This is a genomic window from Sulfurovum sp. NBC37-1 (assembly GCF_000010345.1).
Lineage (GTDB): Bacteria > Campylobacterota > Campylobacteria > Campylobacterales > Sulfurovaceae > Sulfurovum.
The window spans coordinates 1,123,858-1,139,743 of sequence record NC_009663.1 but is presented as its reverse complement, the minus strand read 5'-3'; the positions used below and the strand labels follow the sequence as shown (position 1 = coordinate 1,139,743).

The window sequence follows — 15,886 nt, the reverse complement described above, 5'->3', positions numbered from 1 at the left end:
TAAAGAATGAATCATGAAACATCTTATCCTCTCGGCTTCCATTCTCTTCTTACCTCTTTTGGCAGAGAATCTTAGAGTATATCAATATACAGGCGTAAGAACACAGCACACAGACAAAAATGGTAAAAACGAGAAGATCCATATAGAAAGAGAGATCGATCCTAAATGCCTCGATCTTGCGATCACGAATGAAATGATATGGGAAGGCAGTTACGCGAATCCTTCCGTTCCGATAGAGTGCAAAGCAATGTTCGTGACCAGTGTCGGGCAGGTACAACCCATGAAACTGCACCCGGATGTCGAAACCTACGGTGAGATGGAAGTGATGAAATTCATCAAGACCATGCAGGACCGTGATGACATGATGCTGATCGACACAAGAATGGAAAACTGGTACCGCTATCGTACAATCCCGGGAGCTGTCAACATCTCACATCTTGACATCTCCAAAGCCAATCTTTTTCCAAAGGCCTTTCAAAAAGCACTCAAAACTCTCGGAATCATCCAAAAGAATGGTCAATACGATTTTTCAAATGCAAAAATCATTGTTCTTTTCTGTAACGGAGCATGGTGCAGCCAGTCACCCAAGATGATAGAGCATCTTCTGAAACTTGGATATCCCGCAAAAAAGATCAAATGGTACAGAGGCGGTATGCATGATTGGCTGACACTGGGAATGACCTCAACAAGGGCTAAATAGAGATGCCCTGTGCTAAAATACGGCAAATCTACCTTGAGGACAGCACATCGTGAAACTACTTGTATCCGCCCTTGAGCCATCATCCAACCTGCATCTGAAAGAGGTACTCAAGCATACCCGCGATATAGAACTCATGGGTATCTTTGACAAAAGCATAGAGAACGGTACACCTCTGTACGACATCTCACAGATGGCGATCATGGGTGTGGTGGATGCCGTCAAAAAACTGCGATGGTTCTTTAAAGTGGCCGATGAAATGGTAGCACTTGCCAAAGATGCTGATAAAGTGCTGCTGATGGATGGTTCGGGATTCAACCTTCCTTTGGCAAAAAAGCTTAAAACCACTTATCCGGACAAAGAGATCATCTACTATATCCTCCCACAGGTATGGGCAAGCCGTCCCAAACGTGTGGCAAAACTTGAAAAGTATTGTGATCACCTGCTTGGCATTCTCCCCTTTGAAATAGACTACTACAAGAGCGGCAAGGCACAGTATGTCGGTCATCCACTGCTCGATGAGATCGATATAGAGCACGATGGGGAAAGAGCAAAAGGGTACATTGCCTTTATGCCCGGAAGCCGGAAAGCGGAGATCAGCCGGCTGATGCCCATTTTTCTGGAGCTCAGACAAAAGCTGGGAAGCGAGATCAGGCCGCTACTCGTCATCCCACCCTCTTTCAGCGACAAAAAAATCGCAGAACTTTACGAGGGGAGTGATGCATTCGAGATCATAAGAGACACGCACGATGCCCTCAGACGTTCGGAGTTTGCTTTCATCTGTTCGGGTACTGCTACACTTGAAGCAGCACTCATAGGTACACCGTTCACCCTTACCTACATTGCCAAGAAGATCGACTATTTCGTTGCTTTCAAAATTTTGGGTATCACCCAGATAGGCCTGGCAAATATCATCCTCTCACATTACAACGGTACAACCCTACACAAAGAACTGCTGCAGGAAGAGGTCACGGTTGACAACCTGCTCAAAGAATACTACAATACCGACCGAAAAAAATTCACTGCCAAGGCAAAAGAGCTCAGGGAATATCTTGGGCACGGAAGCTCAGCAAACGTTGCAAGAATTATTATGCAACCGTAGGGTGCTGTGTCCTCATAGCACCATTTCCGATATATAAGATACAATAAATTTAGTGGTGCCGTCAGGAGACGGCTCCTTACGAGAAAAAGAAGGAAACACATGCTTGTGCATATATGCTGCTCGGTCGACAGTCACTACTTCTTGCAAAAGCTTCAGGCAGACTACCCAGACGAAAAGCTCACCGGATTTTTCTATGATCCCAATATTCACCCCTATTCCGAGTATTATCTGCGTCTGCTCGATGTGAGAAGAAGCTGTAAAATGCTTGGTATCGATCTGATAGAGGGGGAGTATGATGTAGAGAACTGGCTTGAAGCGATACGGGGCCTGGAGCATGAACCTGAAAAAGGCGCACGCTGTTCCGTCTGCTTTGACAGGCGTTTTGAGATCACAGCAAAAAAAGCAAGTGAACTCGGAGAAAGCGTATTTACTTCAACATTACTGACCTCTCCCAAGAAATCTCTCAGGCAACTCCAGCATGCAGGCGATACCCTGGCAGAAAAATTTGGTATCGAATTCATAGCCCCGGACTACAGAAAAGCTTCGGGAACACAGGAGCAGAACATTCTGGCAAAAGAAGATGCCCTCTACCGACAGGACTATTGCGGATGCCTTTTTGGACTGACCATGCAGCGTGAACAACAGCAGAAGCTTGCTGATGAGCTTTTTGTACCTCTCTCCGGGCAGATACAGCCTGAATCCATCGAAGAGCGTGTAGAGATGTACGAAGAACGCTGGCAACTAGAAGAGCAGGACATCCCCTACAGGATCGTCAAGCAGCGTTTTCTCAACTGGCGTCTGAAAACGGGACTCCTTCGCGTAAGAAAACAGGTCGTAGCTGCACATTTCCTGCCCTATTCCACACTCAAAGGCGAATACAGCAGAGGGAAGATCGAATATACAACAGGTGATCTGCACCATATGAACCGGGATGAAGTAAAGTTCATCACGCTCGAGACCTACAACAGACTTGTTGAGAGCTGTTACAACACGGTCATAGAACTGATCTTTTCTCCGCCGCCGTTTGAAAAAGAACTGCAAATACGTACCCAACTGGGGATGTCACCCTATGATCTTTCCGCCATTCTTGTCGTAGAAGAGATCCCCTCCAACAAAATAGAAATCCTCTGTCAAAGCGAGGTATACAGCGATGTCAGGGAGATTCTGATCCGTACCTCTTAGGACTAACCAGTTTTTTACTGTTTTTTCGATAAAATAAGAGAATTTTTTTTAAAGGTTCTCCATGGTTTTTAATGTCGTTGAAATACAAAAAATCCTTCCGCATCGCTATCCGTTCCTCCTGGTCGATCGTATTACGCATCTTGAAAAAGGCAGCTATATCGAAGGGTACAAGAATGTATCCATTTCCGAGCCGGTTTTTCAGGGCCACTTTCCCGATCATCCCATTTATCCCGGTGTCATGATCATCGAAGGTATGGCGCAGGCTGGCGGTGTGCTGGCATTTGAAAGCATGGACAATGCGACACAGGAAGAGATAGCGAACAAAGTAGTCTATTTCATGAGTATCGACAAAGCGAAATTCCGCTCACCCGTCACACCGGGAGACCAGCTGGTCTACAAGCTCAATGTCATCAAGAACAAAGGTGCCATCTGGCAACTTGATGCCAAAGCCTATGTAGATGACAAACTGGTCGCCGAAGCCGAGCTCAAAGCCATGATCGTGGACAAGTAGGTCCTTTGATGTCTGCTATCCACCCTACCGCCATCGTCGAGGACGGAGCCATCCTCGGGGAGAATGTCTCTGTCGGCCCTTTCGCCTATATCGGTGCCAAAGTATCCATCGATGATGGCACTTCCGTCGCTTCGCATGCCGTTATCGAGGGGCGAACCTCCATCGGGAAAAACAACCGTATCTTTTCCCACTCTGCCATCGGTACGATCCCGCAGGATCTCAAATATGCCGGGGAAGATGTGGAGCTGATCATCGGGGACAACAACAACATCCGTGAATTCACTCTGCTCAACCCGGGTACCAAAGGAGGCGGTTCCGTCACCAAGATCGGCAACGGAAACCTTCTGATGGGCTATGTCCATCTTGGGCACGACGTCATTTTAGGTGACAACTGCATCCTTGCCAACGGCGCGACGCTCGCAGGACATGTGGAGCTTGGGAACAATGTCGTCATCGGAGGACTGACCCCTGTCCACCAGTTCGTACACGTAGGAGACTTCGCCATGATAGGCGGAGCGAGTGCGCTGGCCCAGGATATCCCTCCCTACTGCCTTGCCGAAGGGAACCGTGCAACACTCAGGGGGCTGAACCTGACCGGACTGAGGAGACATATCCCCCGTGAAGAGATCAATGCGCTCAAATCCGCCTACAGAGAACTTTTCGAAGAAGGAAAAGCTTTGCAGGATGTCGCCCAGAGACTCTTTGAAGAGAGCAGTTCTGAAAAAGTAAAAAATCTGTGTAAATTCATCAAGACCTCCAAAAGAGGCATACCGTTTACACGTAAATCGTAAAGGAAAACCATGCCAATCAAATCATGCAGCTTCTGCGGAACACGAGAGAGCGAAGAGAATCCGCTCATTGCCGGAGAAAATGCCTATATCTGCTCCAACTGTGTCATCTCCGCCTACAAAATCCTTTTTGGCGAAGAGGAGCAGGAAGCAGAAACAGCCGCCCACGAAGCAGTGACACTCTACACGCCCAAAGAGATCAATGCCCTGCTCGATGAATACATCATCGGACAGGAAGGCGCAAAAAAGACACTCTCAGTCGCCGTCTACAATCACTATAAACGTATATTCAGGAACATTTCCGACGACGATACCCAGCTTGCAAAATCGAATGTGCTGCTGATAGGACCTACTGGATCGGGAAAAACTCTGCTTGCGCAGACCATAGCCCGTTTCCTCAACGTTCCTATCGCCATTGCAGATGCAACCAACCTTACAGAGGCCGGTTATGTCGGAGAAGATGTCGAGAATATCCTCACCAAGCTGCTTATGGAAGCGGACGGTGACCCACAAAGAGCTGAACAGGGTATTGTTTTCATCGATGAAATTGACAAGATCGCGCGGATGGGAGAGAACCGTTCCATCACACGAGACGTATCCGGTGAAGGGGTTCAGCAGGCACTGCTCAAACTCATCGAAGGCTCTGTCGTGAACATCCCGCCTAAAGGCGGACGCAAACACCCGAATCAGGATTTCATCCAAATTGATACTTCGAACATCCTCTTCATCTGCGGTGGTGCCTTTGACGGACTCAATGACATCATCAAAAGAAGACTCGGTGGCAACACACTTGGTTTCGGACAGGAAAAACGTTCCAAATCCGAAGAAGAGAACATGCTTCATCTGGTCGAATCGGATGATCTTGTCTCTTACGGGCTCATACCGGAACTGATTGGGCGTTTACATGTTCTGGCAACATTGGGTAAAATAACAAAAGAAGATATGGTGCGTATTTTGATCGAACCAAAGAACTCATTGGTCAAACAGTACCAGAAACTCTTTGAGATCGACGATGTTAAGCTTACGTTCGAAGAGGATGCCCTTTCCCTGATCGCACAAAAGGCGATCGACAGGAAAACGGGTGCACGCGGATTGCGTTCTATTATGGAGGAAGTTCTTCTCGACATTATGTATGACCTGCCGGAACTGGCCGGATATGAAGTGATCATTACCGAAGAGGTAGTGGAGAACGGTGCCAAGCCACTCTATATAAAAGATAAAAAAACAGCATAAGCTGTTACCGAGAAGAAAGGATAATTATATATGTTTAAAAAAGTATTAGGTCTGTTTTCAAATGATCTCGCTATTGACCTTGGGACGGCGAACACGCTCGTACTCGTCAAAGGACAGGGAATCAGTATCAATGAACCGTCTGTGGTCGCCATACAGTTCGACAAACACGGACAACAGCGTATCCTTGCCGTAGGCCAGGAAGCCAAGGATATGGTCGGTAAAACACCGGGCAATATCAAAGCGATCCGTCCAATGAGAGACGGGGTCATTGCCGACTTTGAAGTCACAGAGATGATGATCCGTTATTTCATTGAAAAAGCACATAAAAGAAAAGGCTGGTTCTCCCCGCGTATTATTATCTGTGTACCTTACGGTCTGACTCAGGTAGAGAGACGTGCGGTAAAAGATTCGGCTGAGAATGCCGGTGCACGATATGTCTACCTGATCGAAGAGCCAATGGCCGCTGCGATCGGTGCGGGCATTCCGGTCAAAGACCCCAATGGTAACCTTGTCGTCGATATCGGCGGTGGTACCACGGAGATCGGTGTGATCTCACTTGGGGGTCTGGTCCTGAGTAAATCGATCCGTATCGCGGGAGACCATCTTGACCAGTCCATCGTCGATTATGTCAAAAAGAACTTCAACCTGCTCATCGGTGAACGTATTGCAGAAGAGCTCAAGATCAAGATCGGTACGGCCATTCCTTTAGAAGAAGAGATGAGTACAACGGTAAGAGGTAGAGACCAGATCGAAGGTAGTTTGATTGCTACGGAGATCACATCAGAGCATATTCGGGAAGCTATCAAAGATTCCCTTGAAGAGATTGCCAATGCTCTCAAGACCGTTTTGGAGCAGACACCGCCGGAACTTGCAGGCGATATCGTTGAAAATGGTATTGTCCTTACCGGAGGTGGTGCCCTAATCAGAGGATTGGATAAATATCTCTCCGATATCGTCAAACTTCCTGTTTATATTGCTGAAGATCCGCTCCTTGCTGTTGCAAAAGGCACAGGTAAAGCGCTTGATGAGATAGATATCTTACAACAAATGGCATATGAAGACTAGAATAATAATTATTATTATTCTGCTGGCTATTCTTGCAGGATTATTAACAAAAAATGATGAACGGATCATGGATGTACTCCTTGGTGCCATCAATCCGATCAAGCAGAAATACAAGAACTTCACACAGAACATTGAAGACAAGAGCCAGAGCTATATCTTTCAAAAAGAGTCCATTGAAAAATTGAGCCGTGAAAACCGCATTTTGCGTAAACGGCTACTCGAACAGACACATTACATCAAACAGGTCAAAGATATCTATGATGTCCTTCCCCAGCTCAAAAGGCTGCCGGCCCACAATATCTCCATCACAGAGACCATCTCTTACGTTAAACTCAATAGTTTTACCCAGATCATACTCACCAAACCCAAAGAGGTACATGAAGGCAAGCTCTACGGCCTGATACAGGGTACTGTAGCTGCCGGCGTAGCTGTCGTAAAGAATAATCAACTCTACGGCTATCTCACTTCTGACGAAAAGTGCCGATTCTCCGTCTTTATCGGAAGGAACTCAGCTCCAGGTATCGCTATGGGACTGAGCAAGAACGAGATGATCGTCAAGTTCATTCCGAAATGGCACAAGATCCAGGAAGGGGACAAGGTCGTCACCAGCGGCCTTGATAACATTTTCTTTGCCAATGTCCCTGTGGGGATCGTCTCAAAGGTCGAAACACAAAGTGCCTACAAGGTCGCATATATCAAGACCTACAGTGATGTATTCCATCCAAAGACCTTCTTTTTGATCAATGATCCAAAAGCGACTCTGGCACGTAATTTCGACAGATTCCTCACTGAGATACCAAAAGAGAAAGAGTGTATCCAGCCTGCCGATCTGAACCTGTCAGATGTGAACGGAACAGACATGAATGGAACCGTCCTCTCTGCCGACAGGAACGGAACATCTGATACAAGACTGAGCGAAGGAAACCTGAGCGTACCGATCATCTCCAGCATCCCTGCCCGTATCGATCAGACACAGGAAGAGGTCATTGAGCCGGAAGTCCCGGTTGAACCGCATACGGAACCAAAACCGGAACCTAAGAAAAAACATATCATTCACCGCAAGAAAAAACGTGCAATACAAAGTCTTGATCTCTTTTAAAAATGCCCTTTATTAAGGGCATTTTTTGCCTCTTTCTACTATAATATTAAACTAAAAATCAAAGGTATCTCTCCATGCCAAAACGCGACGACATCAAAACAATTTTACTTATCGGTTCAGGACCTATTGTCATTGGACAAGCCTGCGAATTCGACTACTCCGGAACCCAGGCGGCAAAGACGCTTAAAGAGCTCGGATACAGGGTTGTTCTCATCAACTCCAACCCCGCTACCATTATGACCGATCCCGAGTTTGCCCACCGTACTTATATTGAACCGATCAACGAAGAGGTAATCGCCAAGATCATCAAAAAAGAGAATGTAGACGCTATTCTGCCTACAATGGGTGGCCAGACTGCATTGAATGTCGCCATGAGTATGCACGACAAAGGGATGCTTGAAGGTGTCGAGTTCCTTGGGGCCAACCCGGCAGCCATCAAAAAAGGTGAGGACAGACAGGAATTCAAAGAGGCAATGATCAAGATCGGTATGGACCTGCCTATCTCTCAGTATGCCTACAATATGGATGAAGCCCTTGATGCAGCGAAAAACATTGGCTTCCCACTCATTATCCGTGCCTCCTACACGCTTGCAGGTGGGGGTTCGGGTGTCGCTTATAATATGGATGAGTTCAAGGAGATCGTTAGAGGCGGCCTTGAAGCATCACCTATCTCGGAGATTCTCATCGAAGAATCATTGCTTGGATGGAAAGAGTACGAGATGGAAGTCATCCGTGACAGGGCAGATAACTGCATCATCGTCTGTTCCATCGAGAACTTCGACCCGATGGGTGTCCATACAGGTGACTCCATCACCATGGCCCCTGCCCTCACACTGACGGACAAAGAATATCAGCATATGAGAGATGCCTCTTTCAAGATCCTCAGGGAAGTAGGTGTCGATACCGGTGGATCGAACGTACAGTTCTCCATCAACCCGGATACCGGCCGTATGATCGTCATCGAAATGAACCCGAGAGTGAGCCGTTCTTCTGCACTGGCATCCAAAGCAACCGGTTATCCTATTGCCAAAGTCGCTACACTTCTGGCTGTCGGATTCACTCTTGATGAAATTACCAATGACATCACAGGCACCCCTGCTTCTTTCGAGCCGGTCATCGACTATATCGTGACCAAACTGCCGCGATTTACTTTCGAGAAATTCCCGATGGCCGACTCGACTCTGACCACGGCTATGAAGTCTGTCGGTGAAGTCATGAGTATGGGAAGAACGTTCAAAGAATCCTTCCAGAAAGCACTCTGTTCACTTGAAACAGGTCTGACCGGTTTCAATGAGATCAAGTGTGACGGCGAAACATTGGTCAGGGAGATCCGCCGCTCCAATGCCGAACGTATGCTTTATGTCTTTGAAGGACTTAGACGCGGCATGAGCGTCGATGCGATCTTCGACCTGTGTAAGATCGACAGATGGTTCCTTTACCAGCTTGAAGAGTTGGCACAGAGAGAAAAAGAGATGGACATCGCCCTGCTCTCTGATGCCACAAGACTCAGAGAGGTCAAAAGCGAAGGTTTCTCCGATGCCATGATCGCTGAAGTAATCAACAAAAAAGAGGGCCTTAACCTCACTGAGAACGATGTCTACAATGCCAGGGAAAAACAGGATATCGTACTGGAGTACAACGAAGTAGATACCTGTGCCGCCGAATTCAAAGCACTGACACCCTACCTCTACTCTACAACAAACATTACAAAGTTGCCTGACAATCATTCATCCTCCATCATCAATCCTCCATCCGAGGACAAAAAAGTCCTCGTCATCGGCGGCGGCCCAAACCGTATCGGTCAGGGTATCGAATTTGACTACTGCTGTGTACATGCGGCATTCGCCCTTGAAGATATGGGTATCAAGTCAATCATGTATAACTGTAACCCCGAAACCGTTTCAACAGACTACGATACATCCGATATCCTCTATTTCGAGCCGATCGACTTCGAACATGTAAGAAACGTCATCGAGCTTGAAAATCCGGATGGGGTTATCGTTCATTTCGGCGGACAGACACCGCTGAAACTGGCTAAGAACCTGACCGCTATCGGTGCGAAGATCTCCGGGACTTCGGCAAAAGTGATCGACCTTGCCGAAGACAGGGAACTGTTCTCCAACTTCATTACCGAGCTCGGACTGAAGCAGCCTGAAAACGGTACAGCCTTTGCCAAAGATGAAGCAATGGCCATTGCCAACCGTATCGGTTACCCTGTTCTTGTACGGCCAAGTTTCGTACTTGGCGGACGCGGGATGAGAACGGTTTATAACGATGCCGAGCTGAGGGAATATATGGACGAAGCTGTCTCTGTCTCCAACGATGCGCCTGTACTCATCGACAAATTCCTCGACAATGCCATTGAACTCGATGTCGATGCCATCTGTGACGGCAAAGATGTCTATATCGGCTCGGTCATGCAGCACATCGAAGAGGCGGGTATCCACTCCGGTGACTCCGCCTGTTCACTGCCTCCGGTCTCCATTTCGGATGAACTGATTGCGGAAGTCAAAGAACAGACGGCAGAGATCGCCCTTGATCTGGGTGTCATCGGACTGCTCAATATCCAGTATGCCATTCACAGAGGTGAGATCTACCTGATCGAGGTGAACCCGAGGGCTTCCAGAACCGTACCGTTCGTCTCTAAAGCGACCGGTGTACCGCTTGCCAAAGTGGCTACAAGAGTGATGGTCCAGGGTGACCTGAGAGAGTCTTTGAAATTCTACGATACTTTCAATGTCGTCAACTTTGACAAAAAGATCATGGAACCGAACCTCAAAGGGCATGTCGCGGTCAAAGAAGCGGTATTCCCTTTCAACAAGCTTCCCGGTTCAGATCTCATTCTTGGGCCTGAGATGAAGTCCACAGGTGAAGTCATGGGTATTTCCGAGAACTTCGGTATGAGTTTTGCCAAGTCCCAGTTCGCTTCCAAGAACAACATTCCTCTGGAAGGCAAACTTTTCATCTCCCTCACCGAGATCGATAAACCGCATGCCGGGGAGATCGGTAAAATGTTCACAGATCTCGGCTTTGAGATCGTGGCAACTTCGGGAACGCATGCAGCGCTTGAAGCAGCCGGCGTAGCATCGACCAAGGTTCTCAAGATCTCTGAAGGCCGTCCGAACATTGACGATATGATCAAGAACGAAGAAATCGCACTGGCGATCAATACCTCTGACAACAAGGCGAGTAAAGCAGATGCAAAAACAATCCGTCAGTCGGTACTTGCGAACCATGTTGCCTATTTCACCACGCTGGCAGCTGCGAAAGCGACTGCACTAGCGATCAAAGAGCTTAAAGACCAGGACGGATGCCTCGATCCAAAAGCACTGCAGGATTATCTGGCATAACAGTGATGAAAGATCTGAAGCATCTGGTTTTTCTCACCCAGACCGATACCACCATCGGTTTTGTCTCTCAAAGTGCTGAGAGACTTACACAGATCAAGAAGCGCCCTCCCCACAAATATTACATCAAAGCGGTCAATTCACTCAAAACGCTCAAAACATTCACACGTATTCCCTCTAGTCATAAAAACAGAGTCAGACGCGCAAGGAAAAGTACGTTCATCATGCCTGACGGACATTCATACCGTGTAATCAGAGACACACATCACCTATTGCTTCTCAACCGTCTGCAATGGGCGTACACTACTTCTGCAAACCTAAGCGGTCAACCGTATGATGAGATCTTTGCCAAAGAAGCTGCTGATGTTATCGTCACGCCACTTAAGATCAAAAAGAAACCCTCCATCATCTATAAACTTGGAAAACATACACTACAAAGGATACGCTGATGTCTGTCATCTATGAAAACAAAAATATCCGCATCGAAACGGAAGAAAGTGAAATACCCTGGCTCAAGATCTTCACCCAACACCCCTACAAAGAGATGAGCGAAGTACCTTCTGAGATCAAGTTTGAGATCTATGACTTTCTGGATATCATAGAGAAAGCGATGATCGATTATTACAGTCCTGAAAAAATCAATATCGCTTCTTTCGGGAACTATCTGCCGCATGTACACTGGCACATCATGGCACGATTCAAAGAAGACAGTTACTTCCCTGAACCGATGTGGGGAGACAAACAGAGAGAAACTACAATGAAGCTCCCCTCTTTTGATAATTTTTGTCAGGAGCTGAATAGCTTGATAAGATAAGTATGAAGTGTAATATATGCTTTTTCAGTCCCTATTAAGCTTTCAAAAAGCATAATCATTCCATGAGTAACCGCTCACTCCGGTTATATACCCACTTCCCAACAATAAGGTTTTTTATGGAAAGAAGAGATTTTTTTAAAAAGGCAGCAGTAACTGCCGGCGCAGCCGCACTGGGTACCTCTACCCTTAAAGCAGGTGAAACACACCAGCCCATCAGTAACAGAAAAATAGGAGATGTCACTTTTCCTGAAAAGCGTCCTCTCATCACTTTCTCGGACAGACCACCACTGCTTGAGACTCCACGAGAGGTTTTTACCTGTGCACTGACACCCAATGATCAGTTTTTTGTACGCTGGCATATGCCCGATATCCCGACCTATATCGATATGGACAAATTTACTATCTCTGTCAACGGTATGGTCAACAAGGAACTCAAGATCTCTCTCAAAGAGCTCAAAGAAGACTACGAGCAGGTAGACGTTGCCGCAGTACTTCAATGCGGAGGTAACAGCCGTTCTGCATTTACACCGACTGCCGGCGGTATACAGTGGGGTAGCGGTGCCATGGGATGTGCGATGTGGAAGGGTGTCAGACTGCGTGACATCCTCGACAGAGCCGGAGTCAAAAAAGGAGCGGAATGGCTTGCGGTACGCGGAAGCGAAAAAGCCGCCTATTATGAAACACCCAACTTTATTCGTGAACTTCATCTCGATGAGCTCGATGATCACGTCATCATTGCCTACCAGATGAACGGCGAAGACCTGCCTTACCTGAACGGATTCCCTGTAAGACTCGTTATTCCCGGTGTCTACTCGGACAGCTGGATCAAAATGATCGACAACATCACCGTTACGGACAAATACCAGAAACTCTTTTTTATGGACCACGCCTATGTCGTACCGGACAATGAATGCGAATGTGAAACACCTGAGAAAAAATTCCCGAAAACCAAGCCGATCTACAAAATGAACGTCAAATCCGTCATTGGCTACCCGTCTAACGGTGCAAAGCTGACACTGAAGTCACAGGCCGTGATACGCGGTGTTGCCTTTGACGGCGGTGCAGGTATCAAAGAGGTACAAATCTCTCTTGATGGCAGCAAGACATGGGACAAAGCCATACTTGACAGCGGAAAACTCGGTCGATATGCCTACAGAACGTTCCGTTACGGTTTCAAACCGCATACACTCGGAAAAATGGAGATCATGGCAAAAGCGATCAATAAACTCGGTGAAGCACAACCACTTTCAAAAGATATTAAATGGAACCATGGCGGTTACAAATACAACGGTATCGATGTCGTTACTGTAGAAGTCGTATAAAGGATCGAGGAATGACTGCAATCAAAAAACTAATTATCACAACACTGCTCGCGGCCACACCGTTGATGGCACAGGTCAAAGAGAAGATCGAAGTCCCGTACATGGCTTTCCCGATCAAAATGGGAAAAGGGTTTGATGCCGTTCAGGCGAACTGTCTTATGTGCCATTCCTTTGGCTATATTATCAACCAGGGAAGACAGTCCAGAGCGTTCTGGAAAGGAAAAATCGATAAAATGATCATCCACTTCAAAGCACCAATCAGCGACAAAGACACCAAAACTATTGAAGACTATCTCTTTCAACACTATGGGAACGGTAAGGAGCAGTAAACCTTTCTTCTGTATCGGGAATATATTCCCGGTATACTCCTGCAGATCCAAAAATCCAAATTCTGGATTTGGTTCTGGATTTGGGAATTCGTCTATAATCCTTAAAAGAAATGCTATAATAAATAATTACAAATATCCAATTGGGGATCACAATGATACATGAACTGAAAAATCCTGTCGTAAAAACTCTTTTGAACCATTTGCGTGACACGAAAACAGATGCATTTCGTTTTCGTCATATTGTTCATGAGCTTACACGCCTCCTGGTCTATGAGGCACTGACAAATGAGCCCATGGAGGAAAGAGAGATAGAGACCTGGCAGGGCAAAGAGAGTTTTCCCTTCCTGAGAGAGAAAGACCTTCTTTTTGTCACTGTCCTGCGTGCCGGCCTTCCGATGCTGGAAACCGCTATGAACATATTTCCGGAAGCCGAAGCCGGTTTTCTTGCCATGAAACGGGATGAAAAAACGCATCAGTCCGTACTTTACTATGACCGTGTTCCCGAAAGCTGTGAAGGTAGAACCGTCATTATTGTTGACCCGATGGTCGCCACAGGAGGTTCACTCTGCGATGCCATTGCCCTTATGAAAACACGATCCCCAAAAAAGATCCTTACCCTCAATCTCATAGGTGCTCCGGAGGGACTGGATATCATCAAACAGAAACATCCCGATATTGAGCTCTACATTGCCCAGATAGACGAAAAGCTCAATGATGACAAGTTCATACTGCCAGGCCTTGGAGATGCAGGAGACCGTTCCTATAATACACCGGCCTAACACTTTTAACGGAAAAGCTTCCTGTAGCACTTCTTTTTTCTCAGGAATCTTTCCAATTGTTTTTTGATCTCTTTTATCTCTTTTTCCCGATACTTTTTCAGTTCAGGCCGAAGCACCTCTGAAATAAAGATACGCAATGTCGGATCTTCCTCAATCTTTAGCAACTGCTCCAGTAAAACATCCTGCTGGCAACTGTCATGAAAGTCACCCAGCACCTTCTGGATCTTTTTCATCTCTTTGAGAAGTTTTTGCATCTTCTTTTTCCGATACAGACCGGCAAAGGTTTCCAGCAGATAACGAAGCTTTTTGTAAGAGATACGCAGTGCATGCAGCTTCTCTTCTGTCTTTCCAGGCTTTTGCTCAAGTGCTTTGATCTGTTTCTTTATTTTCAAAAAGCGTCTGTATATTACTTTGTCAGAAAGTTTTTTGATTGTAACATCACTGTCTGAAACAGTGTTGAAGTATTCCCGGCCAAGGTAAGCTTCCCAGGATCGTAAAATATCGCTGCAGGTTTGGCTTAGAAGATACTCCAGAATCTTCCTGTGCTCCTTTTGCAGCATCTCCTCCAGCTGTTTTTTCAAAAGATTCACTGCGTCGTTGTGGGAAACCGCTTCAGCGCTCAAAGTGCATATCCGCCCATACAGTACATCGAGATCACGTTTGGTATTACTGATGCCGATGAGTGTTTTAAGTGCCTTTCTATGCACCAGGATCTGGCCGCTTCTATCGATGGATGAGAACTCCCCCATCAGTACGACCGACCGTCTCACTGCAATCCTGAACTGGTGCAGCACTTCATTGTCATCCTCTTTCAGCACACGTTTGCGGTAGGCATAGATATCTGCAAGCAGATCCTGCAAGATATCTCTAACTATTGAAACAGCATTTTCTTTTTTGCGTATTATCTTCACGCTTGCCTCCGATAATCTATTAATCGATAAAATATTATACCACAGACATGATCTTCACCTTAGCGGTATCTTCCCTTTGCTTCTCCTGGCGATATTGTCACGATAGAGCCACCCACTCTTGATCTTCTCCCTTTCCTCTTTTGAGAGCTGCGGTGTATCATACTTGCCTGCCTCCGCCAACTGCCGCTCTGCCTCATAGAGTATGAGTGCCGCAGCGACAGAGACATTGAGGCTTTGGACCATACCCTGCATGGGGATGATGATCACCGTATCGGCCAGCTCAACTGTTTCTGAAGAAACACCATCCTTTTCATTCCCCATCACGATGATCGTCGGCTTTGTGTAATCTACTTCTCTGAAAGGAACAGCCCTCTCTTCTAAATGGGTCACAACAACCTGATACCCCTCTTTCTGCTTCTTCTGAAGAAACACTCTTTGCTCTTCTGTACTTATTCGGGTACGTTCCACCCAACGGTGTGCTCCCTGGGTAATGGTCTTGTGGATACGAAGATCCCTGTTGTCTGATGTCGTGTAATATAGATGCTGTACCCCTACGGCATCGCAGGTACGGAGAATGGCCGAAAGGTTCTGGGAACTGTGAACGTCATCGAGCATGACTTTGAGTGTAGGCTGTTTACAGCAGAGTATCTGATCGATGCGGTCTATACGCTCCTGACTCGATCGGACACGCCGCTCCTCTTTCATAT

At 46.7% G+C, this 15,886-nt stretch carries 16 protein-coding genes; 14 read left to right on the top strand and 2 right to left on the bottom strand.

Translation table 11 applies throughout. The annotated features are described in order from the left end of the window. Positions 1-13: 13 nt before the first annotated feature. The 14 genes from SUN_RS05755 (at position 14) to upp (ending at position 14,268) form a co-directional block, all read left to right on the top strand. Positions 14-700 carry a rhodanese-like domain-containing protein gene (locus SUN_RS05755; protein WP_011980803.1) on the top strand — a complete coding sequence of 229 codons (687 nt, stop codon included), beginning with the start codon at positions 14-16 and terminating at the stop codon, positions 698-700. A 49-nt stretch (positions 701-749) separates the two neighbouring features. Beyond that, positions 750-1,799, top strand: coding sequence for a lipid-A-disaccharide synthase (lpxB, locus tag SUN_RS05750; RefSeq protein WP_011980802.1), 1,050 nt, complete (start codon positions 750-752; stop codon positions 1,797-1,799). 99 nt (positions 1,800-1,898) lie between these two features. After that, positions 1,899-2,981: an epoxyqueuosine reductase QueH gene (locus SUN_RS05745; protein ID WP_011980801.1), complete on the top strand. Its 1,083-nt coding sequence runs from the start codon at positions 1,899-1,901 to the stop codon at positions 2,979-2,981. 61 nt (positions 2,982-3,042) lie between these two features. After that, a complete protein-coding gene (gene fabZ / locus SUN_RS05740) occupies positions 3,043-3,492 on the top strand; it encodes a 3-hydroxyacyl-ACP dehydratase FabZ (RefSeq protein ID WP_011980800.1) in 450 nt (149 codons plus the stop codon). Positions 3,493-3,500: 8 nt separating this feature from the next. Continuing rightward, a complete protein-coding gene (lpxA, locus tag SUN_RS05735; RefSeq protein ID WP_011980799.1) occupies positions 3,501-4,283 on the top strand; it encodes an acyl-ACP--UDP-N-acetylglucosamine O-acyltransferase in 783 nt (260 codons plus the stop codon). Positions 4,284-4,292: 9 nt separating this feature from the next. Then, a complete protein-coding gene (gene clpX, locus SUN_RS05730) occupies positions 4,293-5,513 on the top strand; it encodes an ATP-dependent Clp protease ATP-binding subunit ClpX (RefSeq protein ID WP_011980798.1) in 1,221 nt (406 codons plus the stop codon). Between the two features lie 30 nt (positions 5,514-5,543). Further along, positions 5,544-6,578, top strand: a complete 1,035-nt coding sequence (locus tag SUN_RS05725) for a rod shape-determining protein (RefSeq protein WP_011980797.1) — start codon at positions 5,544-5,546, stop codon at positions 6,576-6,578. After that, positions 6,568-7,677, top strand: a complete 1,110-nt coding sequence (mreC, locus tag SUN_RS05720; RefSeq protein ID WP_011980796.1) for a rod shape-determining protein MreC — start codon at positions 6,568-6,570, stop codon at positions 7,675-7,677. The genes SUN_RS05725 and mreC overlap by 11 nt, the downstream gene beginning before the upstream one ends. A gap of 74 nt (positions 7,678-7,751) precedes the next feature. After that, positions 7,752-11,027 carry a carbamoyl-phosphate synthase large subunit gene (gene carB, locus SUN_RS05715; protein ID WP_011980795.1) on the top strand — a complete coding sequence of 1,092 codons (3,276 nt, stop codon included), beginning with the start codon at positions 7,752-7,754 and terminating at the stop codon, positions 11,025-11,027. Between the two features lie 5 nt (positions 11,028-11,032). Beyond that, the gene (locus tag SUN_RS05710) at positions 11,033-11,473 is read left to right on the top strand and encodes a hypothetical protein (protein WP_011980794.1); all 441 of its coding nucleotides are present in this window, start codon (positions 11,033-11,035) and stop codon (positions 11,471-11,473) included. After that, on the top strand, positions 11,473-11,838 hold the full coding sequence (locus SUN_RS05705) for an HIT family protein (protein WP_011980793.1): 366 nt from the start codon (positions 11,473-11,475) through the stop codon (positions 11,836-11,838). The genes SUN_RS05710 and SUN_RS05705 overlap by 1 nt, the downstream gene beginning before the upstream one ends. A 116-nt stretch (positions 11,839-11,954) precedes the next feature. After that, positions 11,955-13,160: a molybdopterin-dependent oxidoreductase gene (locus SUN_RS05700; RefSeq protein WP_011980792.1), complete on the top strand. Its 1,206-nt coding sequence runs from the start codon at positions 11,955-11,957 to the stop codon at positions 13,158-13,160. Positions 13,161-13,171: 11 nt separating this feature from the next. Further along, complete coding sequence (locus tag SUN_RS05695; RefSeq protein WP_011980791.1) at positions 13,172-13,489, top strand: sulfite:cytochrome C oxidoreductase subunit B; 318 nt, start codon at positions 13,172-13,174, stop codon at positions 13,487-13,489. Between the two features lie 152 nt (positions 13,490-13,641). Then, positions 13,642-14,268, top strand: coding sequence for a uracil phosphoribosyltransferase (upp, locus tag SUN_RS05690; protein WP_011980790.1), 627 nt, complete (start codon positions 13,642-13,644; stop codon positions 14,266-14,268). A 5-nt stretch (positions 14,269-14,273) separates the two neighbouring features. Here upp and SUN_RS05685 read toward each other — a convergent pair whose 3' ends face one another. Both SUN_RS05685 and SUN_RS05680 read right to left on the bottom strand, forming a co-directional pair. After that, a complete protein-coding gene (locus SUN_RS05685; RefSeq protein WP_011980789.1) occupies positions 14,274-15,179 on the bottom strand; it encodes a CHAD domain-containing protein in 906 nt (301 codons plus the stop codon). Between the two features lie 54 nt (positions 15,180-15,233). After that, a complete protein-coding gene (locus SUN_RS05680) occupies positions 15,234-15,884 on the bottom strand; it encodes a TrmH family RNA methyltransferase (protein WP_011980788.1) in 651 nt (216 codons plus the stop codon). Positions 15,885-15,886 lie beyond the last annotated feature (2 nt).

Coding starts and splice junctions, on each gene's coding strand:
- SUN_RS05755 (WP_011980803.1), top strand. CDS start 14: ATGAAACATCTTATCCTCTCGGCTTCCATTCTCTTCTTACCTCTTTTG.
- SUN_RS05745 (WP_011980801.1), top strand. CDS start 1,899: ATGCTTGTGCATATATGCTGCTCGGTCGACAGTCACTACTTCTTGCAA.
- fabZ (WP_011980800.1), top strand. CDS start 3,043: ATGGTTTTTAATGTCGTTGAAATACAAAAAATCCTTCCGCATCGCTAT.
- lpxA (WP_011980799.1), top strand. CDS start 3,501: ATGTCTGCTATCCACCCTACCGCCATCGTCGAGGACGGAGCCATCCTC.
- clpX (WP_011980798.1), top strand. CDS start 4,293: ATGCCAATCAAATCATGCAGCTTCTGCGGAACACGAGAGAGCGAAGAG.
- SUN_RS05725 (WP_011980797.1), top strand. CDS start 5,544: ATGTTTAAAAAAGTATTAGGTCTGTTTTCAAATGATCTCGCTATTGAC.
- mreC (WP_011980796.1), top strand. CDS start 6,568: ATGAAGACTAGAATAATAATTATTATTATTCTGCTGGCTATTCTTGCA.
- carB (WP_011980795.1), top strand. CDS start 7,752: ATGCCAAAACGCGACGACATCAAAACAATTTTACTTATCGGTTCAGGA.
- SUN_RS05710 (WP_011980794.1), top strand. CDS start 11,033: ATGAAAGATCTGAAGCATCTGGTTTTTCTCACCCAGACCGATACCACC.
- SUN_RS05705 (WP_011980793.1), top strand. CDS start 11,473: ATGTCTGTCATCTATGAAAACAAAAATATCCGCATCGAAACGGAAGAA.
- SUN_RS05700 (WP_011980792.1), top strand. CDS start 11,955: ATGGAAAGAAGAGATTTTTTTAAAAAGGCAGCAGTAACTGCCGGCGCA.
- SUN_RS05695 (WP_011980791.1), top strand. CDS start 13,172: ATGACTGCAATCAAAAAACTAATTATCACAACACTGCTCGCGGCCACA.
- upp (WP_011980790.1), top strand. CDS start 13,642: ATGATACATGAACTGAAAAATCCTGTCGTAAAAACTCTTTTGAACCAT.
- SUN_RS05680 (WP_011980788.1), bottom strand. CDS start 15,884: ATGAAAGAGGAGCGGCGTGTCCGATCGAGTCAGGAGCGTATAGACCGC.